General features: G+C 44.7%; 14 protein-coding genes. 9 read left to right on the top strand and 5 right to left on the bottom strand.

Annotated features, from left to right (window positions below; all coding sequences use genetic code 11):
• The first annotated feature begins 86 nt into the window (after nucleotides 1-86).
• Complete coding sequence (locus tag AACU28_RS07200; protein WP_017079603.1) at nucleotides 87-1,352, top strand: HD-GYP domain-containing protein; 1,266 nt, start codon at nucleotides 87-89, stop codon at nucleotides 1,350-1,352.
• A 133-nt stretch (nucleotides 1,353-1,485) separates the two neighbouring features.
• On the opposite strand, the gene AACU28_RS07195 is transcribed toward AACU28_RS07200, so the two are convergent.
• From AACU28_RS07195 to AACU28_RS07180, 4 genes are all read right to left on the bottom strand, one after another.
• Nucleotides 1,486-1,935 (bottom strand): PTS sugar transporter subunit IIA, encoded by a 450-nt coding sequence (locus tag AACU28_RS07195; protein WP_017066503.1) that lies wholly within the window; start codon nucleotides 1,933-1,935, stop codon nucleotides 1,486-1,488.
• Entirely contained in the window at nucleotides 1,932-3,188 is a 1,257-nt protein-coding gene (locus AACU28_RS07190) for a PTS ascorbate transporter subunit IIC (protein ID WP_004729966.1), read from the bottom strand. The genes AACU28_RS07195 and AACU28_RS07190 overlap by 4 nt, the downstream gene beginning before the upstream one ends.
• Before the next feature lie 10 nt (nucleotides 3,189-3,198).
• A complete protein-coding gene (locus tag AACU28_RS07185) occupies nucleotides 3,199-3,468 on the bottom strand; it encodes a PTS sugar transporter subunit IIB (RefSeq protein ID WP_004729968.1) in 270 nt (89 codons plus the stop codon).
• A gap of 285 nt (nucleotides 3,469-3,753) precedes the next feature.
• Nucleotides 3,754-4,230, bottom strand: a complete 477-nt coding sequence (locus AACU28_RS07180) for a hypothetical protein (RefSeq protein WP_004729970.1) — start codon at nucleotides 4,228-4,230, stop codon at nucleotides 3,754-3,756.
• A gap of 612 nt (nucleotides 4,231-4,842) precedes the next feature.
• Here AACU28_RS07180 and AACU28_RS07175 point away from each other — a divergent pair.
• The 8 genes from AACU28_RS07175 to AACU28_RS07140 all read left to right on the top strand — a co-directional run bounded on the left by AACU28_RS07175 (nucleotide 4,843) and on the right by AACU28_RS07140 (nucleotide 15,410).
• Nucleotides 4,843-6,051, top strand: coding sequence for a NupC/NupG family nucleoside CNT transporter (locus AACU28_RS07175; RefSeq protein WP_004729974.1), 1,209 nt, complete (start codon nucleotides 4,843-4,845; stop codon nucleotides 6,049-6,051).
• Between the two features lie 317 nt (nucleotides 6,052-6,368).
• A complete protein-coding gene (locus AACU28_RS07170; protein ID WP_004729977.1) occupies nucleotides 6,369-6,638 on the top strand; it encodes a hypothetical protein in 270 nt (89 codons plus the stop codon).
• Between the two features lie 114 nt (nucleotides 6,639-6,752).
• On the top strand, nucleotides 6,753-8,186 hold the full coding sequence (locus AACU28_RS07165; protein ID WP_121602665.1) for a TolC family protein: 1,434 nt from the start codon (nucleotides 6,753-6,755) through the stop codon (nucleotides 8,184-8,186).
• Nucleotides 8,183-9,469, top strand: coding sequence for an efflux RND transporter periplasmic adaptor subunit (locus AACU28_RS07160; RefSeq protein WP_121602664.1), 1,287 nt, complete (start codon nucleotides 8,183-8,185; stop codon nucleotides 9,467-9,469). The genes AACU28_RS07165 and AACU28_RS07160 overlap by 4 nt, the downstream gene beginning before the upstream one ends.
• Nucleotides 9,470-9,471: 2 nt before the next feature.
• Nucleotides 9,472-12,678: an efflux RND transporter permease subunit gene (locus AACU28_RS07155; RefSeq protein ID WP_183091179.1), complete on the top strand. Its 3,207-nt coding sequence runs from the start codon at nucleotides 9,472-9,474 to the stop codon at nucleotides 12,676-12,678.
• Between the two features lie 154 nt (nucleotides 12,679-12,832).
• Nucleotides 12,833-13,543, top strand: coding sequence for a response regulator transcription factor (locus AACU28_RS07150; RefSeq protein ID WP_121602788.1), 711 nt, complete (start codon nucleotides 12,833-12,835; stop codon nucleotides 13,541-13,543).
• Nucleotides 13,540-14,793 carry a sensor histidine kinase gene (locus tag AACU28_RS07145; protein ID WP_121602663.1) on the top strand — a complete coding sequence of 418 codons (1,254 nt, stop codon included), beginning with the start codon at nucleotides 13,540-13,542 and terminating at the stop codon, nucleotides 14,791-14,793. Before AACU28_RS07150 ends, AACU28_RS07145 begins: the two co-directional genes overlap by 4 nt.
• Nucleotides 14,793-15,410: a class I SAM-dependent methyltransferase gene (locus AACU28_RS07140; protein WP_121602662.1), complete on the top strand. Its 618-nt coding sequence runs from the start codon at nucleotides 14,793-14,795 to the stop codon at nucleotides 15,408-15,410. Before AACU28_RS07145 ends, AACU28_RS07140 begins: the two co-directional genes overlap by 1 nt.
• A 159-nt stretch (nucleotides 15,411-15,569) precedes the next feature.
• Here AACU28_RS07140 and AACU28_RS07135 read toward each other — a convergent pair whose 3' ends face one another.
• Entirely contained in the window at nucleotides 15,570-16,718 is a 1,149-nt protein-coding gene (locus AACU28_RS07135; RefSeq protein WP_017085407.1) for a DUF3541 domain-containing protein, read from the bottom strand.
• Nucleotides 16,719-16,814 lie beyond the last annotated feature (96 nt).

Below are 16,814 nucleotides of genomic sequence, written 5' to 3'. Positions count from 1 at the left end.
ACAATAGTTGTGTATATAATCATTAGCTATGCATTAGTATTAGCAGCCTAAATATATAAAAACTATAAAAATGCTAGGCTTAAATAATGATTCAACATTGCCAAGAGGTAACCGTAGACCTGAGAAAGGCTCTATTTGGGATTGCTAAGGCGCTTGATAACGTCGGTTTCGAAAGCAAAAACCATGGACAGAGGGTCGGTTATATCGCGTATCGATGTGCACTGAGTGTCGGATGGGAAGAAGAGCAGGCGCAACTTGCGTTTTCATTGGGGTTAATTCACGACTGTGGCGTATCGCAAATTGATGAGCAGCTCAGCTTAACTTCTGGGTTTGTGCCCGACTCGAGCTATCACCATTGTCAAAAGGGCTACCAAATCTTAAAAGAGTGCCCAGTTCTTTCTATATTCGCTAAGCCGGTTCTTTATCATCATACCCCGTGGGTTGAGTTAAAGGCTATTCATATCAGCGAGTTAGAAAAAGAACTGGCCGCCATCGTGATGCTTGCCGACAGAGTCGATTATCTATACGGGATAACTTCTTCTGATCGTTATGGAAACTTAACACCAGATGGCAAAGCGAGCATTATCGAACGTTTGACTGAACAAGCGGATGAGATGTTCGAAACCAACCTTGTACAACACATGTGTGAGTTGGTCGATCTGGATGATTTTTGGTTCTCGATGGAAATCCCTTACATCGAGAATATGAGGGATAACTTTGAGCCTGTGCCATTCTTCTCTCAACAAATGTCGCTGGATGAAACCGTGGCCTTTGCCGAGTTTATCGCCAATGTTGTTGATACCAAAAGTTCGTTTACTTTTAAGCACTCGTTGAAGGTCGGGCAGCTTTCTGAATATCTCGCCAAGCAGTTGGGTTATTCATACACCACTCAGCGTAAACTCTACCTAGCTGGTCTAGTTCATGACATCGGTAAACTGCAAACACCTAATGACATTCTTCATAAGCCAGATTTGCTGACCGAAGAGGAGTATTGCTGCATCAAACGCCACGCAACGGACACTCGATTCGCACTGCAAGAGCTGTTTAGTTCTCCTCAGGTATGCCAATGGGCATCCAATCATCATGAAAGGTTAGATGGATCAGGTTACCCAATGGGTAAAACGGCGGAAGAGCTGGATCAACCGAGTCGGATCGTCGCTGTGGTAGATGTGTTCCAAGCATTATCTCAGTCACGTCCGTATCGTGCTGGTATGACGTTAGAACAGACGATGGCTATTTTGAGAGACCATGTTGAAAACTATAAGTTGGATAGAGAAGTGTTTGAATGTCTTGAAAAACACGCACAGTACTGTTTCGAGTTATCAACTGATAAAAGAATGTACGCGTTTTAACGCTAGTGAATGGTTTCGAAGTGTGATGCCTTCACTCATACTCGATGAGAAATGACCAATCACCAGAAATAGAAAAGCGATAGCCGAGGCTATCGCTTTTTAATGGGGGCATATCAGGATCTTTAGATCTAAATTAGTATCGTTTTAAGATCTCGATGATCGCTTGCTCTGTTTCCGCTGCGATAATGGCATCAATGTCATCATCATTTTGGAACAACTCTGATAGCGCCATAATAGTATGGATATGGCTATCTGAGTCCATCGCTGCCAGAGTGATTGAAAGGTAAACGTCACCGTTGTCTTCCGACTCTAAATCAACACCCTTCTTGAACACCGTCACTTGCAGAGATGCTTCGTTCACACCATCTTCAGGACGAGCATGAGGCATCGCAATCTTTGGTGCTAGAACATAGTACGCGCCAATGTCCTTGTGCTTTTGTTTGATAGCTTCAACATAGCTTGCTTCAATTTTGTTGCTTGCTAGCAGTGTTGAACAGGTTAAATCAATCGCAGCATCAACCGTTAAGTTCTCTTCAGAGTTGATGATAACGCCTTGGTCACCGATTAAATCGAATAGGCTCATGAAACAATCCACCCTAGAATCAGGCCAACAACACCGAAGTCAAAGTCAGCAAACGTTGTTGCTTCAAGACCCAGGCCACCCAGTACAGGAAGTAGCAGCATCGGTAGGAAAGAGATACATAGGCCTTGCGTGAATGAACCTAGAATTGCGCCACGTAAACCGCCGGTTGCGTTACCGTAAACGCCTGCCGCACCACCTACGAAGAAGTGTGGAACCACGCCCGCTACAATGATTGTCCAACCAAGTGCACCTTGTACTGCCATTGCTAGTAGACCAGCAGCAAAAGAACAAAGGAAACCGATAAGTACCGCGTTTGGCGCTACAGGGAATACCATTGGGCAATCTAGAGCAGGTTTTGCGCCCGGTACTAGCTTGTCAGAAATACCTTTAAATGCAGGAACGATTTCAGCAATTAGCATCTTCACACCTTGCAATACGATGTAAACACCACCGGCAAAGATTAGAGATTGCATGAAGGTAAACACAACCCAGTTTTGACCGCTTGATACTGTTTCTACAAACTCGCCGCCCGCAATAATAGACGCAAGCATGAAGAAGATTGCCATTGTTGTTGCTACGGCTACTGGCGTATCACGCAGGAACATTAAGCTTTTAGGAACTTGGATGTCTTCTGTTGATTTTGATGTGTCACCGAATTTGCTACCAATGAAGCCAGACACGATGTAAGACAGTGTCGAGAAGTGACCGATAGCCAGTTGATCAGTACCCATTACTTTTTCAGTGTACTTTTGGCCTAGTGCTGGCATCACAACCATTAATGTACCGACAATGATAGAGCCGATTGCGACTAGAGCAGTGCCTTCAATGTTTGCTGTAGACAGAATTACCGCTACTAGCATAGACATGAACATTGTGTGGTGACCCGTTAAGAAAATATATTTTAAAGGAGTAATGCGAGCCAATAAAATATTCACAACGAATGCGAAGAACATAATTAGAGCCATTTCATAACCGAATGCTTCTTGTGCTAATGCAACAATTGCTTCGTTATTTGGAATAACACCACTTACGCCGAATGCTTCAGTAAATACAACTGAGAAGTTATTTAGTGCGCCAACAAGAGCGCCAGCACCAAAACCTAAAATTAGGAAACCCATTACGGTTTTAATTGTGCCTTTTAGAATAGTAGAAATATCAGCTTTTTGTGCAACAAGGCCAATGAAAGCAATTAAGCCTACCATGATTGCTGGCTCTTTTAATAAGCCGAGCATGAATTCGAAAAAGTTTTGCATAATTTTGACCTTACATGAAAGTTTTTAGTTGTTCTTCGATTGATGCTTTGTCAAAAATATTTTTAAGGCTGATGATGTTCTCTTTTCCACCGTCTTTCAGTTGGTTAGCAACGTCTGTTGCCGCGACCCAAATATCCGCATTGCTTGATGCTGCAGAAGATAGATCTTCGTGATCAATCTCTGCTTCGAAACCGATTTTTTTAGCCACTTCTTTCACTGCCATTTCCATCATTAGTGAAGTACCAAGGCCGTTACCGCAAACTACAAGAATCTTTTTCATAATATTTGTCTCAATTGGATTTTAGGGGTTGAGAAACTGCGTTCTCTTATTGTGTGAGAGCATAATAATGGAAATATTCAGATTTCAATAAGATCTCCATCACAAAGCTAAAATGAGATTGTGATGGAGATCTCGTTGATTTATGTTAAAGATCCAGAGTGAGACTTTGATCAAATTTAACTTTTCACTCGAATATGCAACGTATCTAATTGAGAAAGGCAGGAGTAAATGTATTTATTTTTCGGAAGACAAATATTTAGAGGATTTGTGAAATAAAATAGATAACTAATCGTATCGACCGTAATCGGTAAGCATTTTCTTAAGCATACTATTGACGTCTTTGGTCTTTTTATTTCTTTTTGTTAATTGACTGAGAGAGGTTGGTTTTGGAGCCTCAGTTTTATCATTCTCAACATCTTCGACCTTATCTTTCATTTTTTGTACAGCGGGTAATAACATTCGAATTTCTTCGTTATTAGTATTGGTTAGTACCACAATATTTTCAGATTCAACTTGGGTAATGGTCAATATTCCATGCTTAACGGATTCAACCTTTTCACCAATCATAATCGATTCAGGTGCGACAGAGCGATCAGTTAACTGACCTGTACGTAATTTCGCCGCACTGATAGCGCGGATATTTCCGGTGTTTTCAAACGCGACAATAACAGTATAGGTATTATAATATTCAACTACTGTCACATAGCCATGTCTATTTGTTTTGAATTTAGCTCCATTGTTCATGTCGTGCGGAGCTTCCATTTTCTTCAAGTGTTTCCTCTCTTAGTCTCGATGGCTGTTATATCTAATCAGCTCTATTAGTATTTTATAGATAATTATTTGGTGAGATCACACAAAGTATATACGCATCTAAACTTAAGATGAATCTTGAAGTATTGGGAAATGAGGCAGAGCACAGAAAAGTAGTAAGAATCACACAGAATTAACCGAGTGATTACGCTCATACGTTTAAAGGCTTAACATTACAAATTCAACTTCATACAGGTTGTTTACAGTTTTTATGCACACAAATGACGATAAACACAGCGTTTTGTTTAATCCTTGACCGCGCGATCGTTTGCGTCAAAAAATGTGATGAAAGTCTCACTTAACTGTTTATACTTCTTTTCCGGTTTTAAGCCGGTGCTTAGCCAATACAAGCCGTCACATGGATATGTGAATGACCCCACGGACCGGACCAGCTACGTTCCACTGCTTGTATAAGGTGATTTTTACATGAACAACTCGTTGTTACAGTCGCTAACGTTGTTAGCTCCTTCATCGCGTAGCGTTTTGCTTGCGGTTCTTTGTCCTATTCCTTTGATGTCATTCGTTTGGCTCATGTTCACTCTTTAAGGATTACTAGGACACATTATGAATATTCTATTTGGTCTTGTCGGTGTTATTGCACTGATTGCTTGCGCATGTCTGCTATCTGAGAGTCGCTCTTCTATTAACTGGAAAACGGTCTCTCGTGCACTATTACTTCAAATCGGCTTCGCTGCTTTGGTGTTGTATTTCCCTTGGGGACAACTGGCGTTAACAAGCCTAAGCAATGGCGTTTCGAGCTTGCTTGGTTTTGCAGACGTTGGTATCGCTTTCCTATTTGGTGATCTGGCTACTGAAGGTTTCATTTTCGCGATTCGCGTACTTCCAATCATTATCTTCTTCAGTGCTTTGATCTCTGCGCTTTATTACTTAGGCGTTATGCAGAAAGTGATTCAAGTTCTTGGTGGAGCGGTGCAAAAACTGCTGGGTACCAGTAAAGCTGAATCTCTAGTTGCAACAGGTAATATCTTCCTTTCTCAGGGTGAGTCTCCTCTTCTTATTCGTCCCTTTTTAAAGTCTATGACTCGTTCTGAACTGTTTGCTGTAATGGCGGGCGGCATGGCGTCAGTGGCCGGCAGTGTGCTGGGTGGCTATGCAGGATTAGGTGTTGAGCTTAAATACCTTATTGCAGCAAGCTTCATGGCGGCTCCGGGCAGCCTATTGATGGCGAAGATCATTGTTCCTGAGCGTAGTACTCCGAGTGACTACGACCACATTGAGCTAGATAAAGCTGACCAAAGCAACGTGATCGATGCATTGGCAAGTGGCGCAATGAACGGTATGAAGGTGGCGGTAGCTGTCGGTACTATGTTGGTTGCATTCGTGAGTGTGATTGCAATGGTCAACACAGGTTTAGAAAGTCTAGGCGAAATGTTCGGTTTTGCGGGCATTACCCTGCAAGCTATCTTCGGTTACCTATTCTCGCCTCTTGCATGGTTAATTGGTATCCCGAGTGATGAAGTATTAATGGCGGGTTCTTACATCGGTCAGAAGATCGTAATGAACGAGTTTGTTGCTTTCATCGACTTCGTTGAGAACAAAGCTCTGCTGTCTGAACATAGCCAAGTCATTGTGACTTTTGCTCTATGTGGCTTTGCTAACATTGGTTCTATCGCGATTCAATTAGGTTCGATTGGTGTTATGGCACCAGAGCGTCGTGCAGAAGTGGCAAACTTAGGTTTGAAAGCGGTAGCGGCTGGTACGTTAGCAAACCTAATGAGTGCATGTTTAGCGGGTATCTTCATCCTGCTTTAAGCTAGATTAAGTTAAAGTAGCTAGATTCAATAAAAGCGCTTAAATTTAGTAAAAGCGGGTATCTTACTTACGGAGTTTACGTAAGAAGGGTATCCGCTTTTTTGTGCCTGCTGGTTAGGTTGATTCAGATTCAAACCACCACTTTCATTACTCTGTCATGTATAAGGCTCACTCGGAAGAGTAATAGAGCAAGCCTGTTTTATCCGATATACTTGAATATCATCAGGTTGCGATTAATATCGTTCGGTTTCGGCTAAGAACATTCGATTTCGATTAAGAATAATGGCAACCAAGTCCAATTAATCAAGGGTCTTCCCATGAATATGCGCGTTCTCATCGGTCTTATCACTGCCTTTATCGGCTTGTTTGCGATGGTTTATCTTATTGCTGGTGGTACTCAGTTCCCTATCTCTCAGTGGCCGCAAGAGGCTTACCACGGTTTAGTCTTCAGCATCGTATGGGGCACTGGTGTAGCCGCATCGGTGGGGCATTTCTTCTCGGCATTGGTGTTTGTGACTATTGCAGTGGTTTGCTATGCGATTGGTTATAAGATCGGTGGGCTCTTTTCTAGCAAGTCAGAAGCATAAAACAGAAGTTTAAACGTACACTTTTTGCATTTTCTTTTAGAGTTAACGTTCGCCTTAACCCTCCCTTAACCTCCAGCTCGTTATCTTGTCTCCATTCTTACAGGAGACAAGAAGATGAAATTGAATCTTCCTTTAAAACATTCCCTTATTTCACTTGCTCTAATCGGGTTGATCGGTTGCACGACAACCAGTCAGGCTGATTTTGTTTCGTTAGCAGAGCAAAGCACTAGCCAGACACAGCAGAGCTTGCTTTCAGAGCTGATCCAACAGGCTTCTAGTGATCAAACGTCTACTAAACAAGATCTAGACGCTGAGAATCTACAACTCACCGATTTAGTGAATGCGCCGGAGCTCGATCTCTATATCGAGCGCGCTCTGCAGAACAGTCCAAGCCTTCAACAAAGTATCACAGCACTCAAAATTGCCTATGCACAGCAAGGTGTGACGTCTGGCGACCGCTTACCAACCGTCGATGCGAGTTTTTCTGGTCAAGCTGACGAAGGCACTAACGGCTCAAGCACCACTGAAACCTATACCACAGATGTCACGGTTGGTTGGGAACTCGATCTATGGCAGAAGCTGGCAGACACAAACAACGCCGCTTTGAAAGATATTGCGACGTCTCAGGCTAACCTTCAGGGCGCTCAAGATCTTTTGGTCGCGAGTGTGATGAGAGGTTGGCTTGATATCAGTTTGAAGCAACAGCTTGTCGATATCGAATCGCAACGTTTGGTGATTCTAGAAAACAATGAAGAACTCGTTTTAGAACGTTATCGCGCAGGGCTAGGTAGCCTTGAAGATCTAGATAATGCAAAAACGAGCAGCGCATCGACTCAAGCAACCTTAGCTGATTACCGTGAGCAGCTTGCACAAAGTCGACGTGAGTTGGTTTTGTTAACAGGGCAATGGAGTGGGGAGTCTGATGAAGCATCTCTTGCTGAGCTCGGTTCATTCCCAACCATCATTAATCCGCTAGAAAACATGCCGACACAAGATCTAGCAGGTCGTCCCGATCTTCAAGCGGCTTTCTTTAATATCGAAGCAGATACTCTGCGCGCTGACGCGGCGTATAAAGCGATGCTGCCGTCGATCAGCTTATCTGCAAGCCTAACTGATATGGCGGATTCTCCGAGCGAAGCGCTGCTTACCGGGCCTTTGTGGAGTGCGCTTGGCCAAGTGTCAGCACCACTGTTTCAAGGTGGCAAGCTAAAAGCACAGGCAGAAATTGCAGATCTAACCACAGAAACCAGTTACTGGGCTTACCAAGAAACACTGCTTAGTGCGGTGAATGAAGTGGAAAACGCGATGGGTCAAGAGTCGTCATTAACGCTTCAACAGCAACACCTAACGAACGCTTTGGTGAGCGCACAACGCAGCTTCACCAGTTATGAAGAGAAATACCGTCAGGGTTTGGTCGACATTTTTGATTTACTTACTGTTCAGCAACAAACCTATGACCTTGAAGCGCAGCTAACACAAACCATCTATAACCGTCTCGTAAACCGAATTGATTTAGGCCTAGCTCTGGGCTTAGGAGTATCTTCATGAAACTGAACACCATCACAATTGCAATCACCCTTGTTGCTGGTTCAAGCATTTTTGCTGCCCTCGCTTACAACGGTTCACAAACAGAGCCTACTCCTCAAAAGACGAATGAATTAACGGTTTCAGAGTCTCAAGTCATGGTTGCTGAAACTAAGTCTATTGGGACTAAGTATATTGGAGCTAAGTCTGTTGAAACGACCACCTTAGCATCCTCGCAACAACAGCAAGTGTCTGTCGTACTCGCCACTCTCGGAGACTACCAAGCGGAAGTGGTAGGCTACGGAGAAGCGAAGTCGCGCTATGAGTTGATGTTTTCAACAGAAGTTAGTGGCCGAGTAGAAGCAATCAGCTCGCAGTTTGAAACCGGGCAAGTGATTGGCCAAGGTGACGTGATCGCCAATATCGATTCGACCAGCTATCAACAAGCGGTAACCCAAGCCAAGGCGAATGTGGCTCAAGCTCAATTGGATTTATTGGAAGAACAGAGACAAGGCGAACAAGCTAAGTCTGAATGGCAACGATCTGGTTTGTCTGGCGAGCCGGATTCACCTTTGGTGTTGCGTGAACCACAACTGGCACAAGTAACCGCTGCCTTAGAGAACGCCAAGCTTGAATTGGTGAAGGCTGAGCAAGACCTCGAAAAAACAACCTTGGTTGCCCCTTTTGATTCGTTGGTCGTGAGCCGTGATGTTCAACCGGGAAGCTACGCACAAACGGGCGCTCAGATAGCCACGTTATACAGCGTTGATGAGGTTGAGGTTTCTGTTCATTTGTCTGAAAGCCAATGGTTGAGCTTACCCAACAGCGATAACTCGCAATTGAAAGAGCAGCCGTGGCCAGTGACTCTGTCGAGTTCTGATGGTCAATACCAGTGGCAAGGCTATGTCGAGCGAGTTGAGCAGCACTTACAACAAGACACGCGTCAACGTTCGTTGATCGTGAAGGTCGATAACCCTTTGGAGCAAGATAAAGATCTTTATCCAGGCACATTCGTACAAGCAACGATCTCGGGTAAGCAATTAAACCAATTATGGGAGCTTCCAGCCTCAGCACTTTCGCAGCAGGGTGACCTGTGGTTTGTAGACGACAACGGTCTGCTTTCTAAATCAAACGCGAATGTTGAGTTTGAAAAGGGCGGTTTGATTTACATCGACCCAACCAAACTGAGCAACTCTACCGAGCTAAATAGCCTTACAGAATCAAATAGTGACAGTGTGCAAGTGGTCAAGCGTCCATTAAGCAGCTTTAAATCAGGCATGGTTGTGCTGGCTAAGGCGGAGGGTTAGTTATGTCTAACGAGCTGAAACCTAATAACCAAGTGCACTGTGATCACCAAGTGCACAGTAACCAGACGTCGAGTAAGTCACATACTGGCGTAATCACGTGGTTTGCTAACAACTCTGTGGCAGCGAACTTACTGTTAGTGGGCGTGATCATCATTGGTGTGTTGTCGCTTAACACGTTACGTAAAGAAGCATTCCCGAGCCTAGAACCCGATGTTGTCACTGTTTCAGTGACTTATGACAGTGGTGACCCTGTTCAGGCGGAAGAAGGCCTTGCGATTAAGATTGAAGATGCGTTAGAAACCGTACCGGGCATTAAGCGTATTACGTCAACTTCCGACGCGAATGGCAGTCACGTTTCTATTGAAAAAACGAGTACCTATGACCTTGATACCCTGTTAACCGACGTTAAAACTAAGGTTGATGCGATCAATAACCTGCCTGCAGGCGCTGACAATCCTGTGATTGATAAGGCTCGCATGCAAGATCATGCTTTATGGGTGCAGCTCTATGGTGACGCAGACCGAGCAACGTTGCAGAGTTTAGCAGAGCAGCTTAAGTCGGACTTACTGAGCCAATCGGCGATTCGTGATTTGGAAATCAAAGCCAAAGCCGATCCTATGATCTCGGTTGAGGTTGATGAGAACAAGCTCCAAGCTTATGGATTAACACTGACTGACGTTTCTGAAGCGATCAATGCGGAATCTTCTGCAGCTATCTCGACCAGCCTTCGCAATGGTGAAAAAACGGTTCGTTTGAAGGTATCTGAACAGGCGTACGAACTGCAAGATTTCAACGCGATTCCGGTGATGACGACCACTGATGGCACTCAAATTACATTGGGTGACATTGCTAACGTTGAAGACATGTTTGCCGATGACACCTTCATGCTTTCTCGTTACAACCAACAGAATGCGATGGCGATTCAGATCGTGATGGATGAATATGGAGACGTCGTCAGCATCGTTGAACAGGCTCAACAAGTGGTGGATCGCTGGGAAAACAGCAACATGCTGCCTAATGATGTCGAGATTGAAACTTGGTACGACAAAAGCACCATGATCAAAGACCGCTTGAGCCTGTTAGTGAAGAACGCGCTCACCGGTATCGCTTTGGTATTCATCGTGTTAGCGGTGTTTCTCAACGTGCGTGTCGCTTTCTGGGTAGCTGCGGGCTTACCGTTCGTATTCTTTGGCACCATGTTCTTCATGACAGATACCTTTATGGGGTTAACCATCAATGAAATGACCACCTTTGGTTTCATTATGGCGCTCGGGATAGTGGTCGATGATGCGGTGGTGGTCGGGGAAAGTATCTACTCCACCCGCAAGGAAGAAGGCGACTCGATCGGCAGTACCATTCGAGGCACCATGAAGGTGGCATCACCGACTATATTTGGTGTGTTGACGACGGTTGTTGCCTTCTTAGCGCTAGCTAACGTTGAAGGTAAAATGGGTCAGATTTACGCTCAGTTCGGCACGGTCGTGACTATCTGTTTGTTGCTGTCTTTGGTTGAGTCTAAGTTCATCCTGCCATCACACCTCGCGCACATTAATACCAAGCGCAGCGACAAAAAGGGGCTGTGGGCTCGTGTTCAACATGCTGCCGATACAGGACTAGGTTGGTTTAATCAGCGCATCTATTGCCCTGTGATTGAATGGGCGCTGAAACTGCGTTATGCCGTGGTGATGGTTTTCTTGTCGCTACTAATATTAGTAGCAGGACTACCAATGACTGGCGCGGTTCGTGTGGCGTTTTTCCCAGATATGCCGGGCGACACCGTGACTGCTGATATGTCGATGCAAAACGACGCGAGCTTTGGTCAAACACAACAAAACTTATTAGTGCTTGAAGCGGCGGCAACACAAACAGATGAAACTCTGAGAGCGCAATACGGTGCTCAAGATGAAGCATCGGAACTGCTGAGCCTTCAGGTTATCGCCGATGCTGATGATTCTGGCCAAGTTAAAATTGAATTAGATAGCGACAGTGTCTACACATCGAACGAGTTTGCAGATGCGTGGCAAGAGACAGTGGGCACGATGGAAGGGGTTAAGAAGCTCAAAATCTTGTCTAAAATGGAGATGGTCGACAACTTCAAAGTCGAGCTAAAAGCGTGGAATGAAGAATCAGTTTCGGCGGCGGGCAATGAGTTCTTGACCAAGCTTCAAGCTATTGACGGTGTGAGTGGCATTGATCATAACTTGGATCTGGGTGAGCCTCAGTATCGTTTCGAATTAACACAGCAAGGTCGCGCGTTGGGGTTTGATACTGCAAGCCTTTCGCAACAAGTACTGCAAGCGTTTGGTGGTGACATTGTTCAGCAATTCCAACGTGGTAAAGATGAGGTGAAAGTCCGTGTTCGTTATCCTGAATCGGATCGTCAAACCATTGCGGATATCAAACAATCGAGCGTGAGAACCAACGACGGTACCGTGGTGCCTTTGAGCACAGTCGCTAAAGTATATTCTGATTACCAAGTATCAGAGATCACGCGCATTGATAGCCAACGTGCTGTGTACATCAGTGCAGTATTGGACAAAGAGGTGGTTGCGCCTGCTGAGCTTGTTCATCAGTTGCAAGACACATTAGTACCCGATTTAGAAGCGCAATATCCGGGGCTAACGGTCGACTTTGCTGGCGAAACGGAAGAGCAAGAAGAAACCGCGAGTTCAATGATGAGCATGTTTGTACTCGCCATGATTGCTATCTACACGCTGCTTGCTATCCCGCTGAAGTCTTATATTCAGCCTGTGATCATTATGACAGCGATTCCATTTGGTATTGTTGGGGCAATCTTAGGGCACTGGTGGAATGACTTAACAATCAGTATCCTATCGCTAAACGGTATTCTAGCGTTGAGCGGTGTGGTAGTGAATGACAGTTTGTTGTTGGTTTCTCGTTTTAACGAGCTTATCAAAGAGCAGGGCAAGTCGGTTCACGATGCGATTGTTGAAGCGTGTTCTGGTCGACTAAGAGCCGTGTTACTCACATCGGTCACCACGTTCGCAGGTTTGACGCCACTATTAAGTGAAACGTCTCTGCAGGCTCAATTCCTGATCCCAGCAGCGGCGGCACTAGGTTACGGCATTTTGTTTGCGACGTTTATTACACTAATTCTGACGCCTGCATTGTTAATGATTCAGTGTGAGATTAAGTCTCTGATCCTTAAAGTCACAAATCGAGTCAAAGGCGTTGAACAAACGGCTTAACAATGGCTAAGCTAATGATGATATTTAACGGGTGGATGCCGAGTTAGTCTCAGCAGCACCTGTTTAGGTTCATTACAGTCAAAGATCCATAGGCTAAGGCATTTCAGAACCGCGCATTACCAGCCACAATATAACTAAAATAGAGGTCGTCATGATGGCAGAATCCGTCACCAATAAACTCACAGATAAGCTTCAATTGCTTTTGGTTGAAGACGACCTTGATTTAGCCACTGCTGTTATTGATTACCTCGATTTAGAAGACATCCAGTGTGATCATGCCGCAAATGGTTTAGCTGGACTCCACCTTATTGAAACCAATCGTTACGATGCGGTGATCCTCGATCTCAACTTGCCCAAAATGAACGGCTTGCAGGTGTGTGAGAATCTCAGAGTACAGGGTATTGATACCCCCGTTTTGATGCTGACCGCACGTGATACGCTTGATGATAAGCTGACTGGCTTTTCAAAAGGGGCTGATGATTATTTGGTGAAGCCTTTTGCAATGGAAGAGTTGATTGTTCGAGCGCAAGTTTTAGCGAAGCGACGCAGTGGTCAGGTTAGCCGCTTATCGGTGAGCGATCTCGAGATCGATCTTAAACAGCATCAAGCTTATCGTGCGAACTCACCTCTCAAGCTTTCCCCAACTGCGCTCAAAATCTTAGAAGTTTTGATGCGATCTAGTCCTAATCCTGTTTCACGAGAGACGATCATGCAGGGCGTGTGGGGCGACGAACAACCAGACAGTAACAGCTTGAAAGTACACATCTTTAATTTGCGTAAACAAGTGGATGCAGAACAAGACAATAAGCTACTGCATACTATTGCGGGCAAAGGTTTTGCGATTAAGGAGTTACGACAAGAATGAAGATCAGACCAAGTTTAAGGATCTACGTCTTATTGGCGATTCTGGTCACTGGTGTGACGACGATTCTGGTTCTTTCTGCATTGAGCGTAAATTACTTTGTGTCTGGGATGGATATCGCTATGCGTGGCTCTATGATTGCCCAAGCGCAACAAGATGCGGTGAGGCCGGGCAAGCCTATGACCAATCAAGAATTTACGGTGGCGACCCAATGGAGCGACTTGCCACAAAGTATTCAGAACAACCTTAACCAGAACGAACTGCAATTCAACCGCATGACCAAAATGATCATTGGCAAATCTATATTCTCACCTCCCGAGAAAGGCTATTTCGCCATGAAGGTAATGAAAGGTGATGAGGTTCGTTATGTTTCTGCGGTGTTTACGCAAAGGCATGACCAATTTATGAAAGATGACGGGCTTCCGCACTTTGTGATGATTTTATTGACCGCATTGGGTGCGATTGTATTGTTTTTCGTTATCTTGGTTTTGGTGTTACGTAAGGTGGCATCGCCTGTTGAGCAGCTAAAGAACTGGGCCAAATTGTTAGATAAAGATAACCTCAATGAACCTACACCAGATTTTCACTTCAGTGAACTAAACACCTTGGCTCACATCATTCGTGATAGTTTGAGTTCAGTTCAAAACAGCTTAGAACGAGAGCAGAAATTTTTGGGTTACGCGAGCCACGAATTACGTACCCCTATTGCTGTCACAAGAACCAACAGTGAACTGCTAGAGAAGCTGATTCAAAAGGGTAAGAGCCCAGAAAAGCAGCTTGAAGTGATAGACCGAATTAAGCGCGCGGGTTTCACCATGACAGACCTGACAGAAACTTTGTTGTGGCTCACCCGACAACAAGACAAAGACCTGCCTCTGGAAAACCTACATCTTGGCGAACTGTCGCAACAGATTACCCACGATTTAACCTATCTATTGAATGGTAAAGCGGTGGTTGTGAATCTTGAAAGCGACGACACACAATGCCAGTTACCAGTTGGACTAACCCGAATCGTGCTGACCAATTTGATTCGCAATGCTTTCCAGCACACAGGAAGCGGTACCGTGGATATCGTTCAAGTGGGTTCAAAAGTCACCATTGTTAACAACAACACTGATGGCACGGCAGAAGACAATCATTTGGGCTTTGGTCTAGGGTTAGAGCTCACTGAAAAGCTGCTTGCGCAATATCAATGGCAGTACCATAACCAAGAGCTGGCTGGTGGCCGTGAAGTGTGGGTGGATTTCTCGTAATGCACTGGCGTGATCGTTTTAAGGTGTATTGGTATCACCGAAAACAGACTAACCGCTCGAATGGCGATAAGGCCAAAGCTCTAGGTTGGACTAGTGAAGAGAGTCAATTGTGTCGTTTTGAAGTGATCGCTCGTTCGGCTGATTTCGAAAAGAAGCGTGTTTTAGATTTGGGTTGCGGCTATGGCGAGCTGTTTGAACTGCTCGATAGCATCTATCGAATTCAATCTTACACCGGTGTTGACCAACATGCAGGCTTTCTAAAAAAGGCTAAGCAGAACTACACAGAAGATCGTTGTCAGTTTTTGTCGGGTGACATGAGCAAAATGAACCTTGAGGCGCATGACATTGTTATCGCCAGTGGTTCACTGAACTACATCTCTCGTGATTCTGACTATCTGACAAACATGATTACTCGTATGTATGAATTGGCGAATCAGACGGTGATTTTTAATCTTCTCAACTCAAGCCAATATCCTTCACGTAATACCTTGATGAGTTATCACCCTCAAGGTGTCTATCGTTTCTGTAAAACGCTCTGTGATGATGTCTCTTTAATAGAGGGCTACGCAGAAGGGGATTTCACGATAGTGATGAACAAAGCAGTGTCAGGGGCTTGATGTCGTCTTTGTTTTTATCTTTACGCAGGTTTTGATATTAACAACTTTTAATACGAGTACTGACGTAGCAAACAGTAAAAAGCCGCAGGCCTTGAAAGGTATGCGGCTTTTTGGGTTCTATGACCAACCTAAGTATCTAAGACCAGCCTAGGTATGCTGCTAGTTCTTCGGTGGTTGGTTTTTAATGAGTCCGTAGGGGATGTTAGTAAACACCTTAGGGTTGCCTTCATAGGTCGGCGCTTCATTCACTTGCTGCCAATCGAGTAGCATGATTGCTAGCACGTTGCGGTGTTCACCATACTCAAGATCAAAATCACCAGTGATAGAAGGGATCATGCCTTGTTTCTCATCGATAGAAGCTTGAATCGCGAGCCGAGTTTTCTCGACAACTGGGTCATCTTCTAAACCTGCCAGTAAGAAGGTTAATCCAACCTCAGCAATCACATCTTCTTTCGCACGCAGCAGAATCGTATCGATGTTTTCTCTGAAGTAATCGTAGATCCATTGATGATCTTGCTCGCTCACTTGATGCTGATAGTACTCGGAATCGCCAAAGATGACGTGTGTCATGCCGTAGAGTTTGTTGCCAAATTGCTGACTTGAAAGCTTCTTATCTTCATCGTCTGGGTACGCTTTTTTGAAGGTGTCGACAAACTCATCAACGACATCTTGTTCACCTAATTGGCGCAGCCAGTAGACCTGATTGGCGAGTTGAGCCGCCCACGCTTTCACCATGTCTTCGTTGGTCACGTATCGTGAGAAGTCATAGCGACGAATGATTTCGCGCAGCTTAGCATCGTTCTTGTGCTCTAAACCGTATTCATTAGCACGAGCCATTGAGCCAAGAAGATCAACACCAAGGTAGAGATATTCCGGCATGTGCTTGGTGATGTTGTAACGTCGAACACTGCGCTCATCGTTATCGCCAACATAAGAAGCAACGCGCTTCTCTGAGTAGAGTACGATTTGTTCCATGGTTTGAACGTCATTAGACAGGGTGCTGAGCTTACTTGCCACTCGTGCCATGTCACTCCATACCGCAGCAGAATACTTATCGTCTAATGTTTGGCGATACATGCGCAGCCCGTAATGACCTTCTTTGAATGCAGGCAGAGTGTAAAGCTGGCTTTCGTAGGTCGTACGAATGAGGTCTGCAGATTGTTTGAAAGATTGTTCATGAGAGTTGAGAGAATCTGCTTGGGTTTGAATACTCGGTACATTTGTCGCCAGAGCGTTCTCTTGTGCGTGAACAGCGACCGTAACTGAGGCTGATAGTAATGTGCACAGTGTAATCGTTTTGAGCTTCATGTCGTGAGGTACCAAGCTGATTAATAGTCTATGTAAAATAACATCGATGAATCCTTTAATGTAAGGTTTGAGTCAATACAATGTAAGCTTTATAAG

The organism is Vibrio sp. SBT000027 (assembly GCF_963894355.1).
Taxonomy (GTDB): Bacteria; Pseudomonadota; Gammaproteobacteria; order Enterobacterales; family Vibrionaceae; genus Vibrio; species Vibrio splendidus.
Note: the sequence above shows the minus strand (reverse complement) of the source record. Positions and strands in the feature narration are given on the sequence as shown.